This window comes from Nocardioides sp. Root122 (assembly GCF_001425025.1).
Classification (GTDB): Bacteria; Actinomycetota; Actinomycetes; order Propionibacteriales; family Nocardioidaceae; genus Nocardioides.
Genome location: NZ_LMDE01000001.1, coordinates 689,133 through 703,855, shown reverse-complemented (window position 1 = coordinate 703,855; position 14,723 = coordinate 689,133). Strand labels below are relative to the sequence as shown.

Sequence of the window (14,723 nt, the reverse complement as noted above, 5' to 3'; positions counted from 1 at the left end):
CCGGAGTCACCACCCGTCGGGGTGGGCCCGGTCCCCCTGAGGAGGAACCCATGTCTTTCCTGGACAAGGCCAAGGACAAGCTCACCAAGGCGGTCGACGAGCACGGCGACAAGATCGCGCAGGGCATCGACAAGGCCGGCAACCTGGTCAACGAGAAGACCGGCGGCAAGCACGCCGACAAGATCGACAAGGCCACCGGCAAGGCGCGCGACGCCCTCGACTCGCTCGACGGCAAGAACGACGACATCCCGCCGACCACTCCGCCTGCCGGCCAGGCGTGACGGGTCCGGCCTTCGCCCTCGTCCCCGCCTCGTACGTCTACCTGCTGCGCGACGGCGCGTCGGGGACCGAGGTCCTGCTCCAGCAGCGGGGGCCCGTCCCCTACATGCCGGGCCACTGGGCCGCCGCGGCCGCCGGGCACGTCGAGCCGGGCGAGACGGCGTACGACGCTGCGCGCCGCGAGGCCGTCGAGGAGCTCGCGATCACCGACCTCGAGCTGGACTTCGCGTTCACGATGCAGCGCAGCCAGTTCGGGCCGCCGATCGAGGAGCGGGTCGACTTCTTCTTCACCGCCCGGTCCTGGAGCGGTGAGCCGCGGATCGTCGAGACCGAGAAGGCGGACGCGCTGGGCTGGTTCCCGCTGACCGCCCTGCCGGAGCCGACCGTGCCGCACGAGGCGCACGCCCTGGCGCACCTGTCCTCCGGCGTCGGCTACCTGACCTTCGGCTGGCCCCCCGAACGGGGGTAGCCCGGGCTTGGCACGCTTGGGCACGATCGGACACTTCGACCCAGGGAGGGAACACATGAACGACGACGACCTGAGCCCGATGCCGACGCCCTACGCCGAGGAGCCCCAGCTCGTCCCCGGCGGCGTGGACGCGATCGAGGACGACCCGGCCGACAACGGCCTGCCCCGCGACCTCAGCACCGACGACAACCCGGCTGTCGACGACACCGTCCCCGACGAGATCGCCCAGCCGGACGACAAGCAGCAGGAGCCCGACGACTCCGGGGACCAGGAGGCCGACACCACGCGGGACAGCGCCGCGGCCGGCCAGGAGGCCGAGGACGGGTCGCCGGAGCCCCCCGCCTGATCGCTTGCGCCTCAGGAGTCTCCGGACAACCGGGGCTCCCGAGGCTGTGTGGTCCTCGTGTCGCGCCAGGCACGTCGCCACGACCGCACGGTGCTCCTCCACAGGTCTCCTCTGACCGCTGGCGGTCGAGCACCCGCAGTGGCCACGATCGAGCATGCCCAATAGCTCGTACGCCGACCTGCTGTCCCTCCAGTCCGGGGTGATCGCCAGGCGCCAGCTCACCCGGAGAGGAGTGCCTCCCCACGAGCTGGAGCGGTTGTTGCGGCGGCGCGACCTCGTCCGAGTGCACGACGGCGTCTTCATCGACCACACCGGTACGCCGACGTGGTTGCAGCGCGCGTGGATCGGCGTGCTCATCGCCTGGCCGGCCGCGCTCGCTGGCGACAGCGCGCTGCGCGCCGCCGACGGACCGGGCAGGGCGGGACGTGACGACGACGTGGTCCACGTAGCGGTGAGTCGCGACCGCAAGGTGGTGCTGCCGTCGGGATATCGACTTCACCGGGTGTCGCGGCTGCACCTGCAGGTCAGCTGGAACACCAGCCCACCTCGGGTCCGGACGGAGGAGGCGCTGATCGACGTGGCATCGCGGGCGCCGGACGACTTCGCAGTGATCGCGCTGTTCGCCGATGCGATCCAGGCACGACGTACGACTCCAATGCGGATCCGCGACCGACTCGACGCTCGGCCGCGGGTGCGCCGACGCGACCTGATGCGCGGCGTGCTGACCGACCTCCACCTCGGCACGTGCTCGGTGCTCGAGCACGGCTACCTCACCAGGGTCGAGCAGCCGCACGGCCTCCCGTCGGCCAGGAGGCAGCTGCGCGACTCGGCCGGCGGACCGGTCTATCGCGACGTCGTCTACGTCGGCTTCGACCAGGTGGTCGAGATCGACGGACGGCTCTGGCACGACAACGCCTCCGCCCGGGACGCCGACCTCGATCGCGACCTCGACGCCGCGGTCGACCGCCTCAACACCGTCCGGGTCGGGTGGGGCCAGGTGTTCGCGCGACCGTGTGCGACGGCGGCGCGGATCGCCGTACTTCTCCAGGCGCGTGGCTGGACGGGGCAGACCACTCGCTGCCCCGACTGCCCCCAGGGGTTGCGACTGACGGGCTGATGGTCAACGCGGTCCTGGTGACGCACATGTCGCGTCACCACGACCACACTCGGCCTGGAGTCCCCGCGAGGACCCTCAGCCGCAGGCGGGGGCGGGAGGGAGGGGTGCGGGCACCCCGACGGCGGGCATCCCAAGCCCGACGGAGGAGGCGGGGGCGGGGGCGGACGTACGCCGCTCCCAGGCGTCGCCGGCGCGGGTGCGGCGCACGGACCGGATGGCGCCGTCGGCGACGAGGTGGTGGGGTGCGGCGTAGGTGATCTCGACCGTGACCATGTCCCCGGGACGCACCGAGTCGTCGGCGACGGCGGAGAAGTCGGCGGCGAAGTGCACGAGCCGGTTGTCATGCGCCCGGCCCGAGAGGCGGTGGGTGGCGGCGTCCTTGCGCCCCTCGCCCTCGGCCACCATCAGCTCCACGGTGCGCCCGACGAGCGCCTGGTTCTCCGACCAGGCCACCTCCTCGACGACCGCGACGAGGCGCTGGTAGCGGTCCTTGACGACCTCCGGGGAGATCTGGTCGGGCAACGTGGCGGCCGGGGTGCCCGGGCGCTTGGAGTACTGGAAGGTGAACGCGGCCGAGAACCGCGCCGCGCGCACGACGTCGAGGGTGGCCTGGAAGTCCTCCTCCGTCTCGCCCGGGAAGCCGACGATGATGTCGGTCGTGATCGCCGCGTCAGGGATGGCGGCGCGCACGCGCTCGATGATCCCGAGGTACTTCGACTGGCGGTAGGACCGTCGCATGTCGCGCAGCACCTTGTCCGACCCCGACTGCAGCGGCATGTGCAGCGAGGGCATGACGTTCGGGGTGGACGCCATCGCCTCGATGACGTCGTCGGTGAACTCCGCGGGGTGCGGCGAGGTGAAGCGCACGCGCTCGAGGCCCTCGATCTCGCCACACGCGCGCAGCAGCTTGGAGAACGCCTGGCGGTCGCCGAACTCGACGCCGTAGGCGTTGACGTTCTGGCCGAGGAGCGTGATCTCGGTGACGCCCTCCTCGACGAGGGCGGAGACCTCGGCCAGGATCTCGCCGGGCCGGCGGTCCTTCTCCTTGCCACGCAGCGCGGGGACGATGCAGAACGTGCACGTGTTGTTGCACCCGACCGAGATCGAGACCCAGGCGGCGTACGCCGACTCGCGCTTGGTCGGCAGCGTCGAGGGGAAGACCGAGAGCGACTCCAGGATCTCGACCTGGGCCTCCTCCTGCACCCGCGCGCGCTCGAGCAGCACCGGCAGCGAGCCGATGTTGTGGGTGCCGAAGACGACGTCGACCCACGGCGCGCGCGTGGTGATGGTGTCGCGGTCCTTCTGGGCCAGGCAGCCGCCGACGGCGATCTGCATGCCGGGCGTCGCGGCCTTGACGGGCGCGAGGTGGCCGAGGTTGCCGTAGAGCTTGTTGTCGGCGTTCTCCCGCACCGCGCAGGTGTTGAAGACGACGACGTCCGCCTGCTCCCCGTCGTGCGCCCGGACGTAGCCGGCGTCCTCCAGCAGGCCGCTGAGCCGCTCGGAGTCGTGGACGTTCATCTGGCACCCGTGGGTCTTGACCTCGTAGGTGCGGGCGGGGGCTTCAGGGAGTGCGCTCATGACCGTTCAAGCGTACGGCGGCCGCCGGGGGCCCCGGCAATCGAGCATCGGAGGCGCCGGACGCAGAGCCGGACCCTACGAGCATCGGACCCCGCCGAGGGCGTCCGGCCTAGTCCGATATGACTAGACCACTAGGCCATTAGGAGGATTACTGCTCGAAATCCTTACATTTCTCCTGTCCCGGCACCCAAGATCGCTGCAGAAGTCAACAAAGCGGTAACACCGTTCCACACGGATGTGGGTCTCGGCTGTGTCACCGCTCACGGCGGGGAGTGCACGGATGCAGCTTCAGACCAGGATCGACCGAGCAGAGGTCCTCCGGCGCGCCCGGATCGCCGCCCTCACCGTCGTTGTTACCGCACTGTTGCTGATGGTGCTGCCGACCGATGCCCACGCCGCCGGCTCCGTGCACGCCAAGAAGCGCGCCAAGCGCGCCACCGTCACTGCGACGCTCGCCTCCCTGCCGCCGATCGTGCAGCCCGGCACCTCCCCCGCAGCGCCATCCGACGACGGCACCCTGGTCGCGACCTTCGCACCGGCCAGCCCGGGCGAGAAGGTCACCCTCGAGAAGCGCGCACGCAACGGCTGGAAGGTCGTCGCGACGGCCACCGAGGACGCCTGGGGCTCGGCCGCCTTCACCCCCGGCTCCGGCACCTACCGCGCGTCCTCCACCTCGGGCGGGCGCACCTGGACCTCGGGCTCGGTGACCACCGCCCGCTGGTCGCCCGAGTTCGAGGACACCTTCTCGGGCACCACGCTCGACCCCTCGGTCTGGAACGACCAGAAGCGCGAGCACGAGAGCGTGTACGCCCCGCGGACCTGCGCCCGCGTCGACCCCGCCGCCCGCCGCGTCGGTGACGGCGTCCTCCGCCTCGGCGTCGCCGCCGACCCCGCCCGCCTCGGCCAGCCGTGCAGCTACACGACGGCGCGCGGCTCGGGCACCAGCCCGTACCTGCTGAACAGCCAGGTCGCCACGGAGTACACCCGCTTCTTCCAGCACGGCATCGTCGCGGCCCGCATCAAGCCGCAGCGCGCCAAGGGCATGCACTCCGGCTTCTGGCTGCTCCCCAGCGGCACGAAGTACACCGACGGCGTGCCGGCCGCCGGCACCGAGATCGACATCATGGAGTTCTTCGGCGAGACCGGGCGCGGCACCGAGACCATCGGCTCGCACGTCCACTACTACGAGGCCAACTGGGACAAGATCAGCTACGGCAACTTCTTCCGCGCCACCCGCAACGCGCTGACCAGCAGCCGTCGCAACTGGTGGGACGAGTTCCACGTGTTCTCGGTGGAGTGGACGCCGAAGGAGTACATCTTCCGCGTCGACGGCCGCGAGTACTACCGCGAGACCCAGGCGGTGTCGCAGTCCATGCAGTACCTCGTGCTCTCCAACCTGACCTCGGACTACGAGCTCGGCGAGCTCACCGCCGACGAGCTCAGCGACACCGCGCAGGTCGACTGGGTCCGGGTCTTCGACGCCACCTCGCGCGAGTCCGCCCGGGTCACCCGCGGCCGCAAGTCCGCCTGAGCCGCTCACGCTTCCGCCGGCGTCCACCTAGGCTCGCGGCATGCCGCGCCTGCACGCCTACGAGCTGCTCCCGGACGCTGCGGGCGAGGAGTCCGTACGCCGTGACTGGCAGGCGCTGCGCGACGCCGGGCTCCCCTCCCAGCTCGACCACCGCGGCACCACCAACGGCCCGCACCTGACCCTCGTGGCGGCGCCTGCGCTGGGTCCGGCCGACGACGAGCGGGCGCTCGCCCTGCTGGCACCGCTGCTGCCCGTCGAGGTCCGCGTCGCCGGCATCGCGCTGCTCGGCGGCTCGCGCGTCACCGTCGCCCGGCTGGTCGACGTGCCCGACCCGCTGGCCCGGGCCGTGCTCGACCTGCGCCACGAGGTCACTGACACGCAGCACCCCGGGTGGCTCGCCCACGTCACCCTGGGCCGCCGGATCCCGCGGGCCGAGGTGCCTGCCGCGCTGGCCGTGCTCAGGCACCCGGACGTCGTGCTGCGGCTGGACACGCTGCGCCGCTGGGACCCCGACGCGGACGTCGTACGGACCCTCGCAGGGCCGGCGTCACCACCCCCGCGCTGAGCGGACAGGGCACCGCGAGCGGAATCGTCACCACTTCGTGATGGCCCGAACGGGTCAGGGCTGATGGCCCTATCGGTCCACGTGCAGATAGGTTTCGCCTATGACCGCGCAGGAATCGACCCCTGTCAGCGCCGGCCGGGGCGAGCCCCTGGTCGTGCTGAGCGGAGTCCAGAAGCACTTCGGGCAGCTGCACGCCCTCAAGGACATCGAGCTCTCCGTCGCGCGCGGCGAGGTCGTGGTGGTGATCGGGCCGTCCGGCTCGGGCAAGTCGACGTTGTGCCGCGCGATCAACCGTCTCGAGACGATCGACGAGGGCACCATCACCCTCGACGGCCAGCCGCTGCCGCAGGAGGGCAAGGCCCTCGCTGCGCTGCGCGCCGAGGTCGGGATGGTGTTCCAGAGCTTCAACCTCTTCGCCCACAAGACGATCCTCGAGAACGTCACCCTCGGACCGATCAAGGTCCGCGGGATGAAGAAGGAGGAGGCGGAGAAGCAGGCCCGCGAGCTCCTCGACCGGGTCGGCGTCGGGCACCAGGCCGAGAAGTACCCGGCGCAGCTCTCCGGCGGCCAGCAGCAGCGCGTGGCCATCGCCCGCGCCCTCGCCATGGAGCCGAAGGTGATGCTCTTCGACGAGCCCACCTCCGCGCTCGACCCGGAGATGATCAAGGAGGTCCTCGACGTCATGGTCGACCTCGCCCAGCAGGGCATGACCATGGTCGTGGTGACCCACGAGATGGGCTTCGCCCGCACCGCCGCCGACCGCGTCGTGTTCATGGCCGACGGCGCGATCATCGAGGAGAACACCCCCGAGGAGTTCTTCACCAACCCGACCTCCGACCGTGCCAAGGACTTCCTCGGCAAGATCCTCAAGCACTGAGGACCCACCACTCTCGGGAGCCCAGCACGCCATCCCCAGAAACCGCAGACGGCCTCGGGCCGCCAACCGAAGGAGAGCAAGGATGAGATTCATCAGGACCAAGGCGATCATCGCCACGGCGGGGTTGGCCCTGTCGCTGGCCGCCTGCGGTGACGCGGGCGACGACGGTGGCAACGCCACCGAGGTCGACGTCCAGGAGAACGCCGCCGACGCGTTCGACGACGGCACGGCGATGAAGGACTTCGCCGACTCCGGCAAGATCACCATCGGCGTGAAGTTCGACCAGCCCGGCATCGGCTTCAAGGGTGCCGCCGACGACATGCCGAAGGGCTTCGACCCCGAGATCGGCAAGATCCTCGCCGCCTCGCTGGGCATCGCCCCGGAGGACATCACCTGGAAGGAGACGATCTCGGACAACCGCGAGCCCTTCCTGCAGGAGGGCGAGGTCGACCTCGTCATCGCGTCGTACTCCATCACCGACGAGCGTCGCCAGGTCGTCGGCCAGGCCGGCCCCTACTACGTCACGGGCCAGCAGCTCCTGGTCGGCACCGACAGTGACATCGCCAGCCTCGACGACGTGAAGGGCAAGGAGGTCTGCTCGGTGACGGGCTCGACCTCGCTGGAGAACATCAAGGCCGAGGGTGCGAAGCCGCGCGGCTTCGACACCTACTCCGAGTGCGTCGACCAGGTCCTCAGCGGCACGGTGGACGCGATGACCACCGACGGCGCGATCCTCCTCGGGTACGCGGCGGAGCACCCCGACGACCTCAAGGTCGTCGTGGACCCGTTCTCCGAGGAGCGCTACGGCGTGGGCTACAGCAAGGACAAGCCCGAGATGTGCCAGTGGATCGTCGACACCATCAAGAAGGCCGAGGACGACGGCGACTGGGACGCCGCGTTCGAGGCCACCCTCGGGCAGTCGGGCGTCGACACGCCCGAGCCGCCGGCCATGGACGAGTGCCCGGCCGCCTGACCTTGCTCGACCCGATCACCTGATCAGGTGCCGGCGGGCGGAGACGCCCGCCGGCACCTCACAGAGAGGAGCCGCCGCACATGGATGCGGTGTTCTCGAACTTCGACGACTACCTCAAGGCCTTCGGCCTGACCATCGGCCTGTTCGTCGTCGCCGGCATCGCCTCGCTGGTCTGGGGCACGATCCTCGCGGTCCTCCGCGTCGGTCCGATCTCGATCCTCAACAAGGCGGCGGCCCTCTACGTCACGCTCTTCCGCAACACCCCGCTGCTGATGATCTTCATCTTCATGGCGATCGCCATGCCGGTGCTGGGCTACAACTTCAAGTTCGTCGAGGACGTCGAGATCGGCGGTTACAACGTCTCGGCCTTCTTCTTCCGCTCCTGCATCGCGCTCACGCTCTACACCTCCGCCTTCGTGTGCGAGGCGATGCGCTCCGGCGTCAACGCCGTCCCGCTCGGGCAGGCCGAGGCCGGGCGCGCCATCGGGCTCACCTTCGCCCAGTCGATGCAGCTGGTGGTGCTGCCCCAGGCCGCGCGCGCGATCATCCCGCCGATGACCAGTGTGCTCATCGCCCTCATCAAGAACACGTCCGTCGCGGCAGCCTTCGGCATGGCCGAGGCGGTCGCCACGATGAAGGCCTTGACCAACAACAACGCCGACCAGCGGACGGGCATCTTCCTGGCCTTCGCGGTCGGCTACATCATCATCGTCGAGGTGGTCGCGCTGGCCTCCTACGCCGTCGAGCGCAAGGTCCGGGTGGCCCGATGAGCGCGTCCGTCCTCTTCGACGCCCCCGGCCCGAAGACCGTCGCCCGGCACCGCCTCTACACCGTCGTCAGCATCGTCGCGCTGGCGGCGATGGTCGCCTTCGCGGTCTGGCGGCTCTACGACCGCGGCCAGCTCGAGTACGCCCTGTGGGAGCCGTTCGTCACTCCCAAGTACCTCGAGTTCATCCTCGTCGACGGACTCCTCCAGACCCTCAAGATGGCCCTCTTCTCCGTCGTCTTCGCCGTCGTCATCGGCCTGGTGCTCGGCATCGCCAAGCTCTCCGACCGCCGCTGGATCCGCTGGCCCGCCTGGCTCGTCGTGGAGTTCTTCCGCGCCGCACCGGTCCTGCTGCTGATGGTCTACGCGTTCTACCTGCTCGCGATCGGCAACGGTCCGCTGAGCCCGTTCTGGTGCGTGGTCATCGCGTTGACCCTCTACAACGGGTCCGTGCTGGCCGAGGTCTTCCGCGCCGGCATCAACGCCGTCCCGAAGGGTCAATCCGAAGCGGCGTACGCCATCGGCATGCGCAAGTCGCAGGTGATGGGCACGGTCCTGCTGCCGCAGGGCGTCAAGATCATGCTGCCCTCGATCATCAGCCAGATGGTGGTCGCCCTGAAGGACACCAGCCTCGGCTACTACATCACCGCGCCCGGCCTCACTGCCGTCGGCAAGCCCATCTACCTCGAGTTCGGCAACCAGGTGCCCACCGCCATCGTGATCACCGGGCTCTACGTGGGGGTCAACCTGATCCTCACCTGGATCGCGACCGTCGCGCAGAGACGGTTCGTCGGCGAGAAGAAGGCGCTCGCCGTGCCGATGGTCGGCGACATGCAGTCGGGGCGAGCGGTCTAGGACCTTCGCGCGAAGCGGTCGCGTCCTCGCAGGCTCGGACGCGCTCGAGACGTCGAAGTCCCTCACTGCGCTCAGGACTTCTCGGTCACCCAGAGCCGGATCTCGCCCTCGACCACGACCGTGCCGTCGGTGCGTACGCCGCGCACCCGCACGGGCAGGTCGTAGCCGTCACCGAGCTCGGCGGTCCACTGCTCGGGGTCGGTCTCGGCGATGCAGGTGATGTCGGAGTCGGCCTTGGCGGTGTAGGCGACCTCCATGCCCTTGGGGATCCAGCGGCGCTCGCGCGGGATCGTCGACTCGGCCAGTGCACCCATGGCGGCCTCGAGGCCGTTGCAGAGCGCGATGGCGTGCACCGTCTTGATGTGGTTGTGCACGCCTCGGCGCTTGCGGATGACGAGCTCGGCGTGGTCGGGCTCGACCACGGTGAAGCGCGGCCGGATCGTCGCGAAGTAGGGGGCCTTCTGGCTGAAGGCGAGCGAGAAGACCCGGTCACCGAGGGGCAGCGCGGAGGACTTCTTCCAGAGGTCGAGGACAGCAGGCATGCCGCGACATTACTCGTCAGTAACCAGCCACGCCAGTATGCGGTCGGCCGTCTCGTCGGCGGACAGGTCGGTGTTGTCGATGACCAGGTGCGGCCATTGCGCGAGCAGCCGCTCCCCCGGCGCGTCCCGGCCCGGCTGCGAGGTCATCCGGTAGTCGGCGTCCATGCCGCGGACGTTGGCGTCGGACCAGTCGAGGTCGCGCTTGGACTTCTTCTCCGCGAGCCGGTGCTCGGTGCGGTTGCGGACGAGCCGGGTGTCGAGGTCGGCGACCAGCTCGACGGCGGCCACCCGGTCGCCGTACGGCGCCGCGAAGTCGCGCAGCCACGTGGCCTCGCTCTCCTCGTCCATGTCGATGACGAAGGTGAAGACCAGGTCGGTGCCCGACGCGGCCGCCTCCTCGACCACGCGCCGCCGGAACTCGCTGTTGAGCCGGTTGAACGGCGGCGTGCCGTGGTCGAAGACGTCCAGCAGCAGCTCGATGGTGTGGTGGTTGTGGAACAGCCGGTACGACGAGCGGTCGGCCACGGCGCGGCCGACCGTCATCTTGCCGACGGCGGGCGGTCCGAGGATCAGCAGCAGGGGCACCCGGCGATCGTGCCGCATCCCCGGGTGCGGGCGCACCCGGGTTGCGGCACTGCGAGCGTCCGCTCAGATGAAGAGCAGCTGGGCGCCGTCGGTGAGCTCCATGAAGTCGCTCGCCGAGATGATGCCCTCGACCTCGTCGATGAGGTCCTCCTCGTGCAGCTTCATCATGTCGGCGCTCATCCGGCACGCCCACAGGTGGCCGCCGGAGGCGTGGATGATCTCGAGGAACTCCGGTACCTCGGGCACGTCGAGGTCGGCGATCTGCTTCTTCATCATCTTCGTCGTCGCGGCCGTCATGCCGGGCAGGCCGGCCATCCCCTGCGGCATGTGCACGCCGAACATCCCCGGGGGGTGCATGGCGGTGTTGCCGAGGTAGGAGAACTGCAGGTCCCCCTGCGTCTTCTTGTTGATCATGTCGAAGCCCCAGAACGTGAAGAACAGGTGCACCTCGATGCCCTCGCCGAGGGCCGCGTTGCCCAGGATGAGAGCCGGGTAGGCCATGTCGAGGTTGCCCTTGGAGCAGATGATCGCCAGCTTGCGGCCGGACTCCGCCTCGTCGTCGAACGACGGGACGAACGAGGTCTCCTCGTCCACGCGAGTGGGCACGTCGGTGGTCATGTCACACACATCCCTTCGGCTTGGGCAGGCCGGCCACGTAGGCCATCTTCTTGGCGGGCTTCTTGGGGAAGAGCCCGAACAGGGTCTTCACGTCGATGCCGGTCTGGGTGCTGACCCGGCGCAGGGTCGGCGTCTCCCCCATGGCGGCGTGGTCGGTCCGCAGGAACCGGATGGGCTCCCAGTGGGCCTCGGTCATCTCGATGCCGATCAACCGGGCCAGCTCGACGCCCAGGTCCTCGGTCCAGTCCTCGGGATGGACGAGGAAGCCCTCCTCGTTCACCTCGAGCGTGCGCCCGGAAATGGTGGTGGTGGGCATGCTCATTCCTCTCTCATCGACGCCGACACGGCGGCTGGTGGGCCTTCGGGGTGCTTGCCGGCCATGGACATCTGCGGCTTGAGCCCCAGGGGGCGGCCGGGGAGCAGGGCGTTCCAGTAGATGTGCCGAAAGGCCAGCTTGGACAGGTGGTTGAAGCGGCTCTCCTTGAGCAGCCGCAGCGGGCCCACACCCGGGACCGGGAAGGTGCCGGTGAGCGGCTCGGTCTCGTAGTTGAAGTCGAGCAGCAGGGCCTTGCCGTGCCCGGACTCCACGAAGCAGTTGGCGTGGCCGTCGAAGGAGTGCGTCATCGGGCGTCCGTGCGCGAGCTCGACCAGGTTGTCGATGAAGACCTCCACCGAGAAGTGGGCCACCGAGCCGGCCTTGGACGTGGGCAGGTTGGCGGCGTCGCCCAGCGCGAAGATCTCCGGGTGCGGGTGACGATCGCCCTGCGGGAGGTACTGGCAGGTGTGCTTGTCGACGGTGACGTAGTTGAGCTCGTCGCCCAGCCCGGATCGCTCGACGAAGTCGGCGCCCATGTTGAGCGGCACGGTCACGAGCAGGTCGTACGGCACCTCGCGCTCGTCGTAGGACCGCAGCACCCTGGCCTCCTGGTCGACCGACTCGACCATGAAGTCGGTCTCGACGGTCACGTCCCGCTCCTCCAACGCGTGCCCCAGCTCGCGGCTGGCGACGGGCTTGGTGAACGCTCCGTCCAGCGGGGTCACGAAGACGAGCTCGGTGCGCTCGCGCAGCCCGTGCTGGCGCAGCCAGTCGTCAGCGAGGAAGGTGAACTCCAGGGGCGCCACGGGGCACTTGAAGGGCAGCTCGGTGATGTGCACGACCAGGCGACCGCCCTCGAAGGCGACGAGGTTGTCGCGCAGCGCGAGCGAGCCCTCGAACGTGTAGAACTCGTTCACGCTCCGGTGCCACTCCTCGCCCAGCATGCCCGGCGTCTGGTCCGGGCGGGGCGTGGTGCCCGACGCGATGACGAGGTAGTCGTAGTCGAGGACGGTGCCGTCCTCGAGCACCACCCGGCGACCGTCCGCGTCGACACGGTCCACCTCGCCCGTGACGATCCGCGTCGCGGGGTCGATGAACTGGCGCTTCGAGCGGCGGACCTGGGCCGGCGTGTTCATCCCGAACGGCATGAAGAGGTAGCCGGGCTGGTAGTCGTGGACGTCGTCGCGATCGACGAGCGTCACGTCCCAGTCGGGCAGGACCTTGTGGACCTTGTTGGCGACCATCGTGCCGGCGGTGCCGCCGCCGAGCACGAGGAGCCTGGGAGGCGAGGTGTTCGTGGTCATGCTCCACATATACCCCCGGGGGTGTGCGTGGAGGCAGGGCCTTAGGTCCCGTCCCGGCCGGGATCCGGCTTCCGCGCGAGCACCTCGACGCGGTTGCCGTGCCCGTCGGAGGCGTGGAACCGGACGTGCCCCGGGAAGGTGTCGCGCTGGCTCTCGTCGACCTCGAAGCCGAGGCCGCGCAGCCGGGTCGCGACCTCGTCGAGGTCGCCGCCGACGAAGGCCGGGTGCGCCTTGCGCGCGGGCGCGAACGGCTCCTCGACGCCGACGTGCAGCTCGGCCGTCACGGCACCCGCGTCGTCGTACGCCCGGAACCAGGCGCCGCCGCGCGCGACCAGGTCGGCCGGCTTGTCGACCTCCGTCATCCCGAGCCCGTCGGCGTAGAAGCGCCGGGCGACGCCCTCGCCGCCGGGCGGGCAGGCGACCTGCACGTGGTGGAGGCGCATCACGCGGTCACCCGGTCGAGCTCGGGCTTGCGCGCGACGACGAAGATCCGGCGGAACGGCATCACCACGCGGCCCGACGGGTCGGCGGGGTACGCCTCGCGCAGCAGGTCGCGGAACTCCTCCTCGAAGAGCGGGCGGAGGTCATCGGGCAGCGCCTGCAGCGTTGGGCGCGCGCCGGTGCCCGAGACCCAGTCGAAGACCGGGTCGGGCCCGGCCAGGACGTGGAGGTACGTCGTCTCCCACGCGTCGACCTCGCAGCCGAGGTCGAGCAGCACGCGGAGGTAGTCGTCCGGCTCGTGGCTGGCCGGCACCGCGACCCCCCTGACGTGCTCGGCGTAGGGCTCGCGCTCGGCGATGTCGGTGCGGATCGTGTGACTGGGCTCGCCGAAGTTGCCGGGGACCTGGAAGGCGAACCAGCCACCCGGTGCCACCCGGTCGACCAGCGCGGGCAGCAGCTCGAGGTGATCGGGCAGCCACTGCAGCGTGGCGTTGCTGACCAGCACGTCGACGGGCACGCGCAGCGCGAGCGGGTCGGCGCGCGCCCAGTCACGCAGGTCGGCGACCTCCCAAGCGATCCCGTCGACCTCTTGCGCCGCGGCGATCATCTCCGGGCTGCTGTCGATCCCGGTGACCTGCGCGCCGGGCCACCGGTCGGCGAGGAGGGCGGTGAGGTTGCCCGGTCCGCAGCCGAGGTCGACCACGGTCCGCGGCGTCTCGGCGTGCACGCGCGCGAGCAGGTCGACGAACGGCCTGCCCCGCTCGTCGGCGTACGCGAGGTAGCGGTCGGGGTCCCAGCTGTGGGTCATGGTCGTCCTCCTCCGGTGCTCCTGCTCGGGGTGGTCCCCTACGTTCTGAACACCATTGTGGGTAGTCCCCTACGTTCTGCACGCTGAGGTGGTGCAGAACGTAGGGGACCACCTCGGCAAGTATCTTGATGTCGAGATACCTACCCTGTCCCGCAACCATCTCGATGTCAAGATTCTCGACCGGATCGGCCGTCTGGCAGGATGTCGGCATGCGTGACGAGGTGGACGACCTGGTCGAGGCCTGGGGCCGCGAGCGCGGCGACCTGGACCTGGCTCCTGTCGAGGTGTTCTCGCGGATCAGCCGGCTCGCGCGCCACCTCGACCTGGCCCGCCGCGACGCGTTCACCGCGCACGGCATCGAGTCGTGGGAGTTCGACGTGCTCGCCGCGCTCCGCCGGGCCGGGGCGCCGTACGAGCTCTCGCCCGGCCGCCTGCTGCGCGAGACCCTCGTGACCAGCGGGACCATGACCAACCGTGTCGACCGGCTCACCGCCCGTGGCCTGGTGGAGCGGCTGCCCGACCCGCGCGACCGGCGCGGCGTCCTGGTGCGCCTCACCGCCGAGGGCAAGGCCTCCGTCGACGGCGCCTTCGAGGCGCTGCTCGCCGCGGAGGCGGACATCCTCGCCGACCTCAACGACAAGCAGCGCACCCAGCTCGCCGGGCTGCTGCGCTCGCTGCTCGCGCCCTTCAGCTGACGGCTCGCACCACATCGCGGAGTCCCCGAGTCACTGGGAGGCTCACAGGCTCCACGGT

General features: G+C 70.0%; 19 protein-coding genes. 11 read left to right on the top strand and 8 right to left on the bottom strand.

Annotated elements, in window-relative coordinates; genetic code table 11:
* Positions 1-50: 50 nt before the first annotated feature.
* From ASC64_RS03300 to ASC64_RS03285, 4 genes are all read left to right on the top strand, one after another.
* Positions 51-281: an antitoxin gene (locus tag ASC64_RS03300; protein WP_056906056.1), complete on the top strand. Its 231-nt coding sequence runs from the start codon at positions 51-53 to the stop codon at positions 279-281.
* On the top strand, positions 278-748 hold the full coding sequence (locus ASC64_RS03295; protein ID WP_056906055.1) for an NUDIX domain-containing protein: 471 nt from the start codon (positions 278-280) through the stop codon (positions 746-748). The genes ASC64_RS03300 and ASC64_RS03295 overlap by 4 nt, the downstream gene beginning before the upstream one ends.
* Before the next feature lie 55 nt (positions 749-803).
* Positions 804-1,094 carry a hypothetical protein gene (locus ASC64_RS03290; protein WP_056906054.1) on the top strand — a complete coding sequence of 97 codons (291 nt, stop codon included), beginning with the start codon at positions 804-806 and terminating at the stop codon, positions 1,092-1,094.
* Between the two features lie 154 nt (positions 1,095-1,248).
* Entirely contained in the window at positions 1,249-2,211 is a 963-nt protein-coding gene (locus ASC64_RS03285; RefSeq protein ID WP_056906053.1) for a type IV toxin-antitoxin system AbiEi family antitoxin domain-containing protein, read from the top strand.
* A gap of 75 nt (positions 2,212-2,286) precedes the next feature.
* Here the strand turns inward: ASC64_RS03285 and miaB are convergent, their stop codons facing one another.
* A complete protein-coding gene (miaB, locus tag ASC64_RS03280) occupies positions 2,287-3,789 on the bottom strand; it encodes a tRNA (N6-isopentenyl adenosine(37)-C2)-methylthiotransferase MiaB (protein ID WP_056906052.1) in 1,503 nt (500 codons plus the stop codon).
* A 280-nt stretch (positions 3,790-4,069) separates the two neighbouring features.
* Between miaB and ASC64_RS03275 the strand changes: the two genes are divergently transcribed.
* From ASC64_RS03275 to ASC64_RS03250, 6 genes are all read left to right on the top strand, one after another.
* Entirely contained in the window at positions 4,070-5,320 is a 1,251-nt protein-coding gene (locus ASC64_RS03275; RefSeq protein ID WP_056906051.1) for a glycoside hydrolase family 16 protein, read from the top strand.
* A 40-nt stretch (positions 5,321-5,360) separates the two neighbouring features.
* On the top strand, positions 5,361-5,885 hold the full coding sequence (locus ASC64_RS03270) for a 2'-5' RNA ligase family protein (protein ID WP_056906050.1): 525 nt from the start codon (positions 5,361-5,363) through the stop codon (positions 5,883-5,885).
* Positions 5,886-5,985: 100 nt separating this feature from the next.
* On the top strand, positions 5,986-6,762 hold the full coding sequence (locus ASC64_RS03265; protein ID WP_056906049.1) for an amino acid ABC transporter ATP-binding protein: 777 nt from the start codon (positions 5,986-5,988) through the stop codon (positions 6,760-6,762).
* An 82-nt stretch (positions 6,763-6,844) separates the two neighbouring features.
* The gene (locus ASC64_RS03260) at positions 6,845-7,735 is read left to right on the top strand and encodes a glutamate ABC transporter substrate-binding protein (RefSeq protein ID WP_056906048.1); all 891 of its coding nucleotides are present in this window, start codon (positions 6,845-6,847) and stop codon (positions 7,733-7,735) included.
* 80 nt (positions 7,736-7,815) lie between these two features.
* Positions 7,816-8,505 carry an amino acid ABC transporter permease gene (locus ASC64_RS03255; RefSeq protein WP_056906047.1) on the top strand — a complete coding sequence of 230 codons (690 nt, stop codon included), beginning with the start codon at positions 7,816-7,818 and terminating at the stop codon, positions 8,503-8,505.
* Positions 8,502-9,356, top strand: a complete 855-nt coding sequence (locus ASC64_RS03250) for an amino acid ABC transporter permease (RefSeq protein WP_056906046.1) — start codon at positions 8,502-8,504, stop codon at positions 9,354-9,356. The genes ASC64_RS03255 and ASC64_RS03250 overlap by 4 nt, the downstream gene beginning before the upstream one ends.
* Positions 9,357-9,427: 71 nt before the next feature.
* On the opposite strand, the gene ASC64_RS03245 is transcribed toward ASC64_RS03250, so the two are convergent.
* The 7 genes from ASC64_RS03245 to ASC64_RS03215 all read right to left on the bottom strand — a co-directional run bounded on the left by ASC64_RS03245 (position 9,428) and on the right by ASC64_RS03215 (position 13,970).
* Complete coding sequence (locus ASC64_RS03245; RefSeq protein WP_056906045.1) at positions 9,428-9,898, bottom strand: hotdog fold domain-containing protein; 471 nt, start codon at positions 9,896-9,898, stop codon at positions 9,428-9,430.
* A gap of 9 nt (positions 9,899-9,907) precedes the next feature.
* On the bottom strand, positions 9,908-10,483 hold the full coding sequence (locus ASC64_RS03240; protein WP_056906044.1) for an AAA family ATPase: 576 nt from the start codon (positions 10,481-10,483) through the stop codon (positions 9,908-9,910).
* Between the two features lie 63 nt (positions 10,484-10,546).
* On the bottom strand, positions 10,547-11,101 hold the full coding sequence (locus tag ASC64_RS03235) for a DsrE/DsrF/DrsH-like family protein (protein ID WP_056906043.1): 555 nt from the start codon (positions 11,099-11,101) through the stop codon (positions 10,547-10,549).
* Position 11,102: 1 nt separating this feature from the next.
* Positions 11,103-11,417, bottom strand: a complete 315-nt coding sequence (locus tag ASC64_RS03230; RefSeq protein ID WP_056906042.1) for a TusE/DsrC/DsvC family sulfur relay protein — start codon at positions 11,415-11,417, stop codon at positions 11,103-11,105.
* 2 nt (positions 11,418-11,419) lie between these two features.
* Complete coding sequence (sqr, locus tag ASC64_RS03225; protein ID WP_056906041.1) at positions 11,420-12,721, bottom strand: type III sulfide quinone reductase, selenoprotein subtype; 1,302 nt, start codon at positions 12,719-12,721, stop codon at positions 11,420-11,422.
* A gap of 41 nt (positions 12,722-12,762) precedes the next feature.
* Positions 12,763-13,164 carry a VOC family protein gene (locus ASC64_RS03220; protein WP_056906040.1) on the bottom strand — a complete coding sequence of 134 codons (402 nt, stop codon included), beginning with the start codon at positions 13,162-13,164 and terminating at the stop codon, positions 12,763-12,765.
* A complete protein-coding gene (locus ASC64_RS03215) occupies positions 13,164-13,970 on the bottom strand; it encodes a trans-aconitate 2-methyltransferase (protein WP_056906039.1) in 807 nt (268 codons plus the stop codon). Before ASC64_RS03215 ends, ASC64_RS03220 begins: the two co-directional genes overlap by 1 nt.
* Before the next feature lie 164 nt (positions 13,971-14,134).
* Here ASC64_RS03215 and ASC64_RS03210 point away from each other — a divergent pair, with 164 nt between their 5' ends.
* Complete coding sequence (locus ASC64_RS03210) at positions 14,135-14,665, top strand: MarR family winged helix-turn-helix transcriptional regulator (protein WP_283099888.1); 531 nt, start codon at positions 14,135-14,137, stop codon at positions 14,663-14,665.
* Positions 14,666-14,723: the final 58 nt, after the last annotated feature.

Bases quoted from the DNA above. Each gene is read 5' to 3' on its own strand.
- ASC64_RS03210 (WP_283099888.1), top strand. From the start codon at position 14,135: ATGTCAAGATTCTCGACCGGATCGGCCGTCTGGCAGGATGTCGGCATG.
- ASC64_RS03270 (WP_056906050.1), top strand. From the start codon at position 5,361: ATGCCGCGCCTGCACGCCTACGAGCTGCTCCCGGACGCTGCGGGCGAG.
- ASC64_RS03220 (WP_056906040.1), bottom strand. From the start codon at position 13,164: ATGCGCCTCCACCACGTGCAGGTCGCCTGCCCGCCCGGCGGCGAGGGC.
- ASC64_RS03275 (WP_056906051.1), top strand. From the start codon at position 4,070: ATGCAGCTTCAGACCAGGATCGACCGAGCAGAGGTCCTCCGGCGCGCC.
- ASC64_RS03285 (WP_056906053.1), top strand. From the start codon at position 1,249: ATGCCCAATAGCTCGTACGCCGACCTGCTGTCCCTCCAGTCCGGGGTG.
- ASC64_RS03245 (WP_056906045.1), bottom strand. From the start codon at position 9,898: ATGCCTGCTGTCCTCGACCTCTGGAAGAAGTCCTCCGCGCTGCCCCTC.
- ASC64_RS03290 (WP_056906054.1), top strand. From the start codon at position 804: ATGAACGACGACGACCTGAGCCCGATGCCGACGCCCTACGCCGAGGAG.
- ASC64_RS03255 (WP_056906047.1), top strand. From the start codon at position 7,816: ATGGATGCGGTGTTCTCGAACTTCGACGACTACCTCAAGGCCTTCGGC.
- ASC64_RS03230 (WP_056906042.1), bottom strand. From the start codon at position 11,417: ATGCCCACCACCACCATTTCCGGGCGCACGCTCGAGGTGAACGAGGAG.
- sqr (WP_056906041.1), bottom strand. From the start codon at position 12,721: ATGACCACGAACACCTCGCCTCCCAGGCTCCTCGTGCTCGGCGGCGGC.
- miaB (WP_056906052.1), bottom strand. From the start codon at position 3,789: ATGAGCGCACTCCCTGAAGCCCCCGCCCGCACCTACGAGGTCAAGACC.
- ASC64_RS03235 (WP_056906043.1), bottom strand. From the start codon at position 11,101: ATGACCACCGACGTGCCCACTCGCGTGGACGAGGAGACCTCGTTCGTC.
- ASC64_RS03215 (WP_056906039.1), bottom strand. From the start codon at position 13,970: ATGACCCACAGCTGGGACCCCGACCGCTACCTCGCGTACGCCGACGAG.
- ASC64_RS03265 (WP_056906049.1), top strand. From the start codon at position 5,986: ATGACCGCGCAGGAATCGACCCCTGTCAGCGCCGGCCGGGGCGAGCCC.
- ASC64_RS03300 (WP_056906056.1), top strand. From the start codon at position 51: ATGTCTTTCCTGGACAAGGCCAAGGACAAGCTCACCAAGGCGGTCGAC.
- ASC64_RS03260 (WP_056906048.1), top strand. From the start codon at position 6,845: ATGAGATTCATCAGGACCAAGGCGATCATCGCCACGGCGGGGTTGGCC.
- ASC64_RS03250 (WP_056906046.1), top strand. From the start codon at position 8,502: ATGAGCGCGTCCGTCCTCTTCGACGCCCCCGGCCCGAAGACCGTCGCC.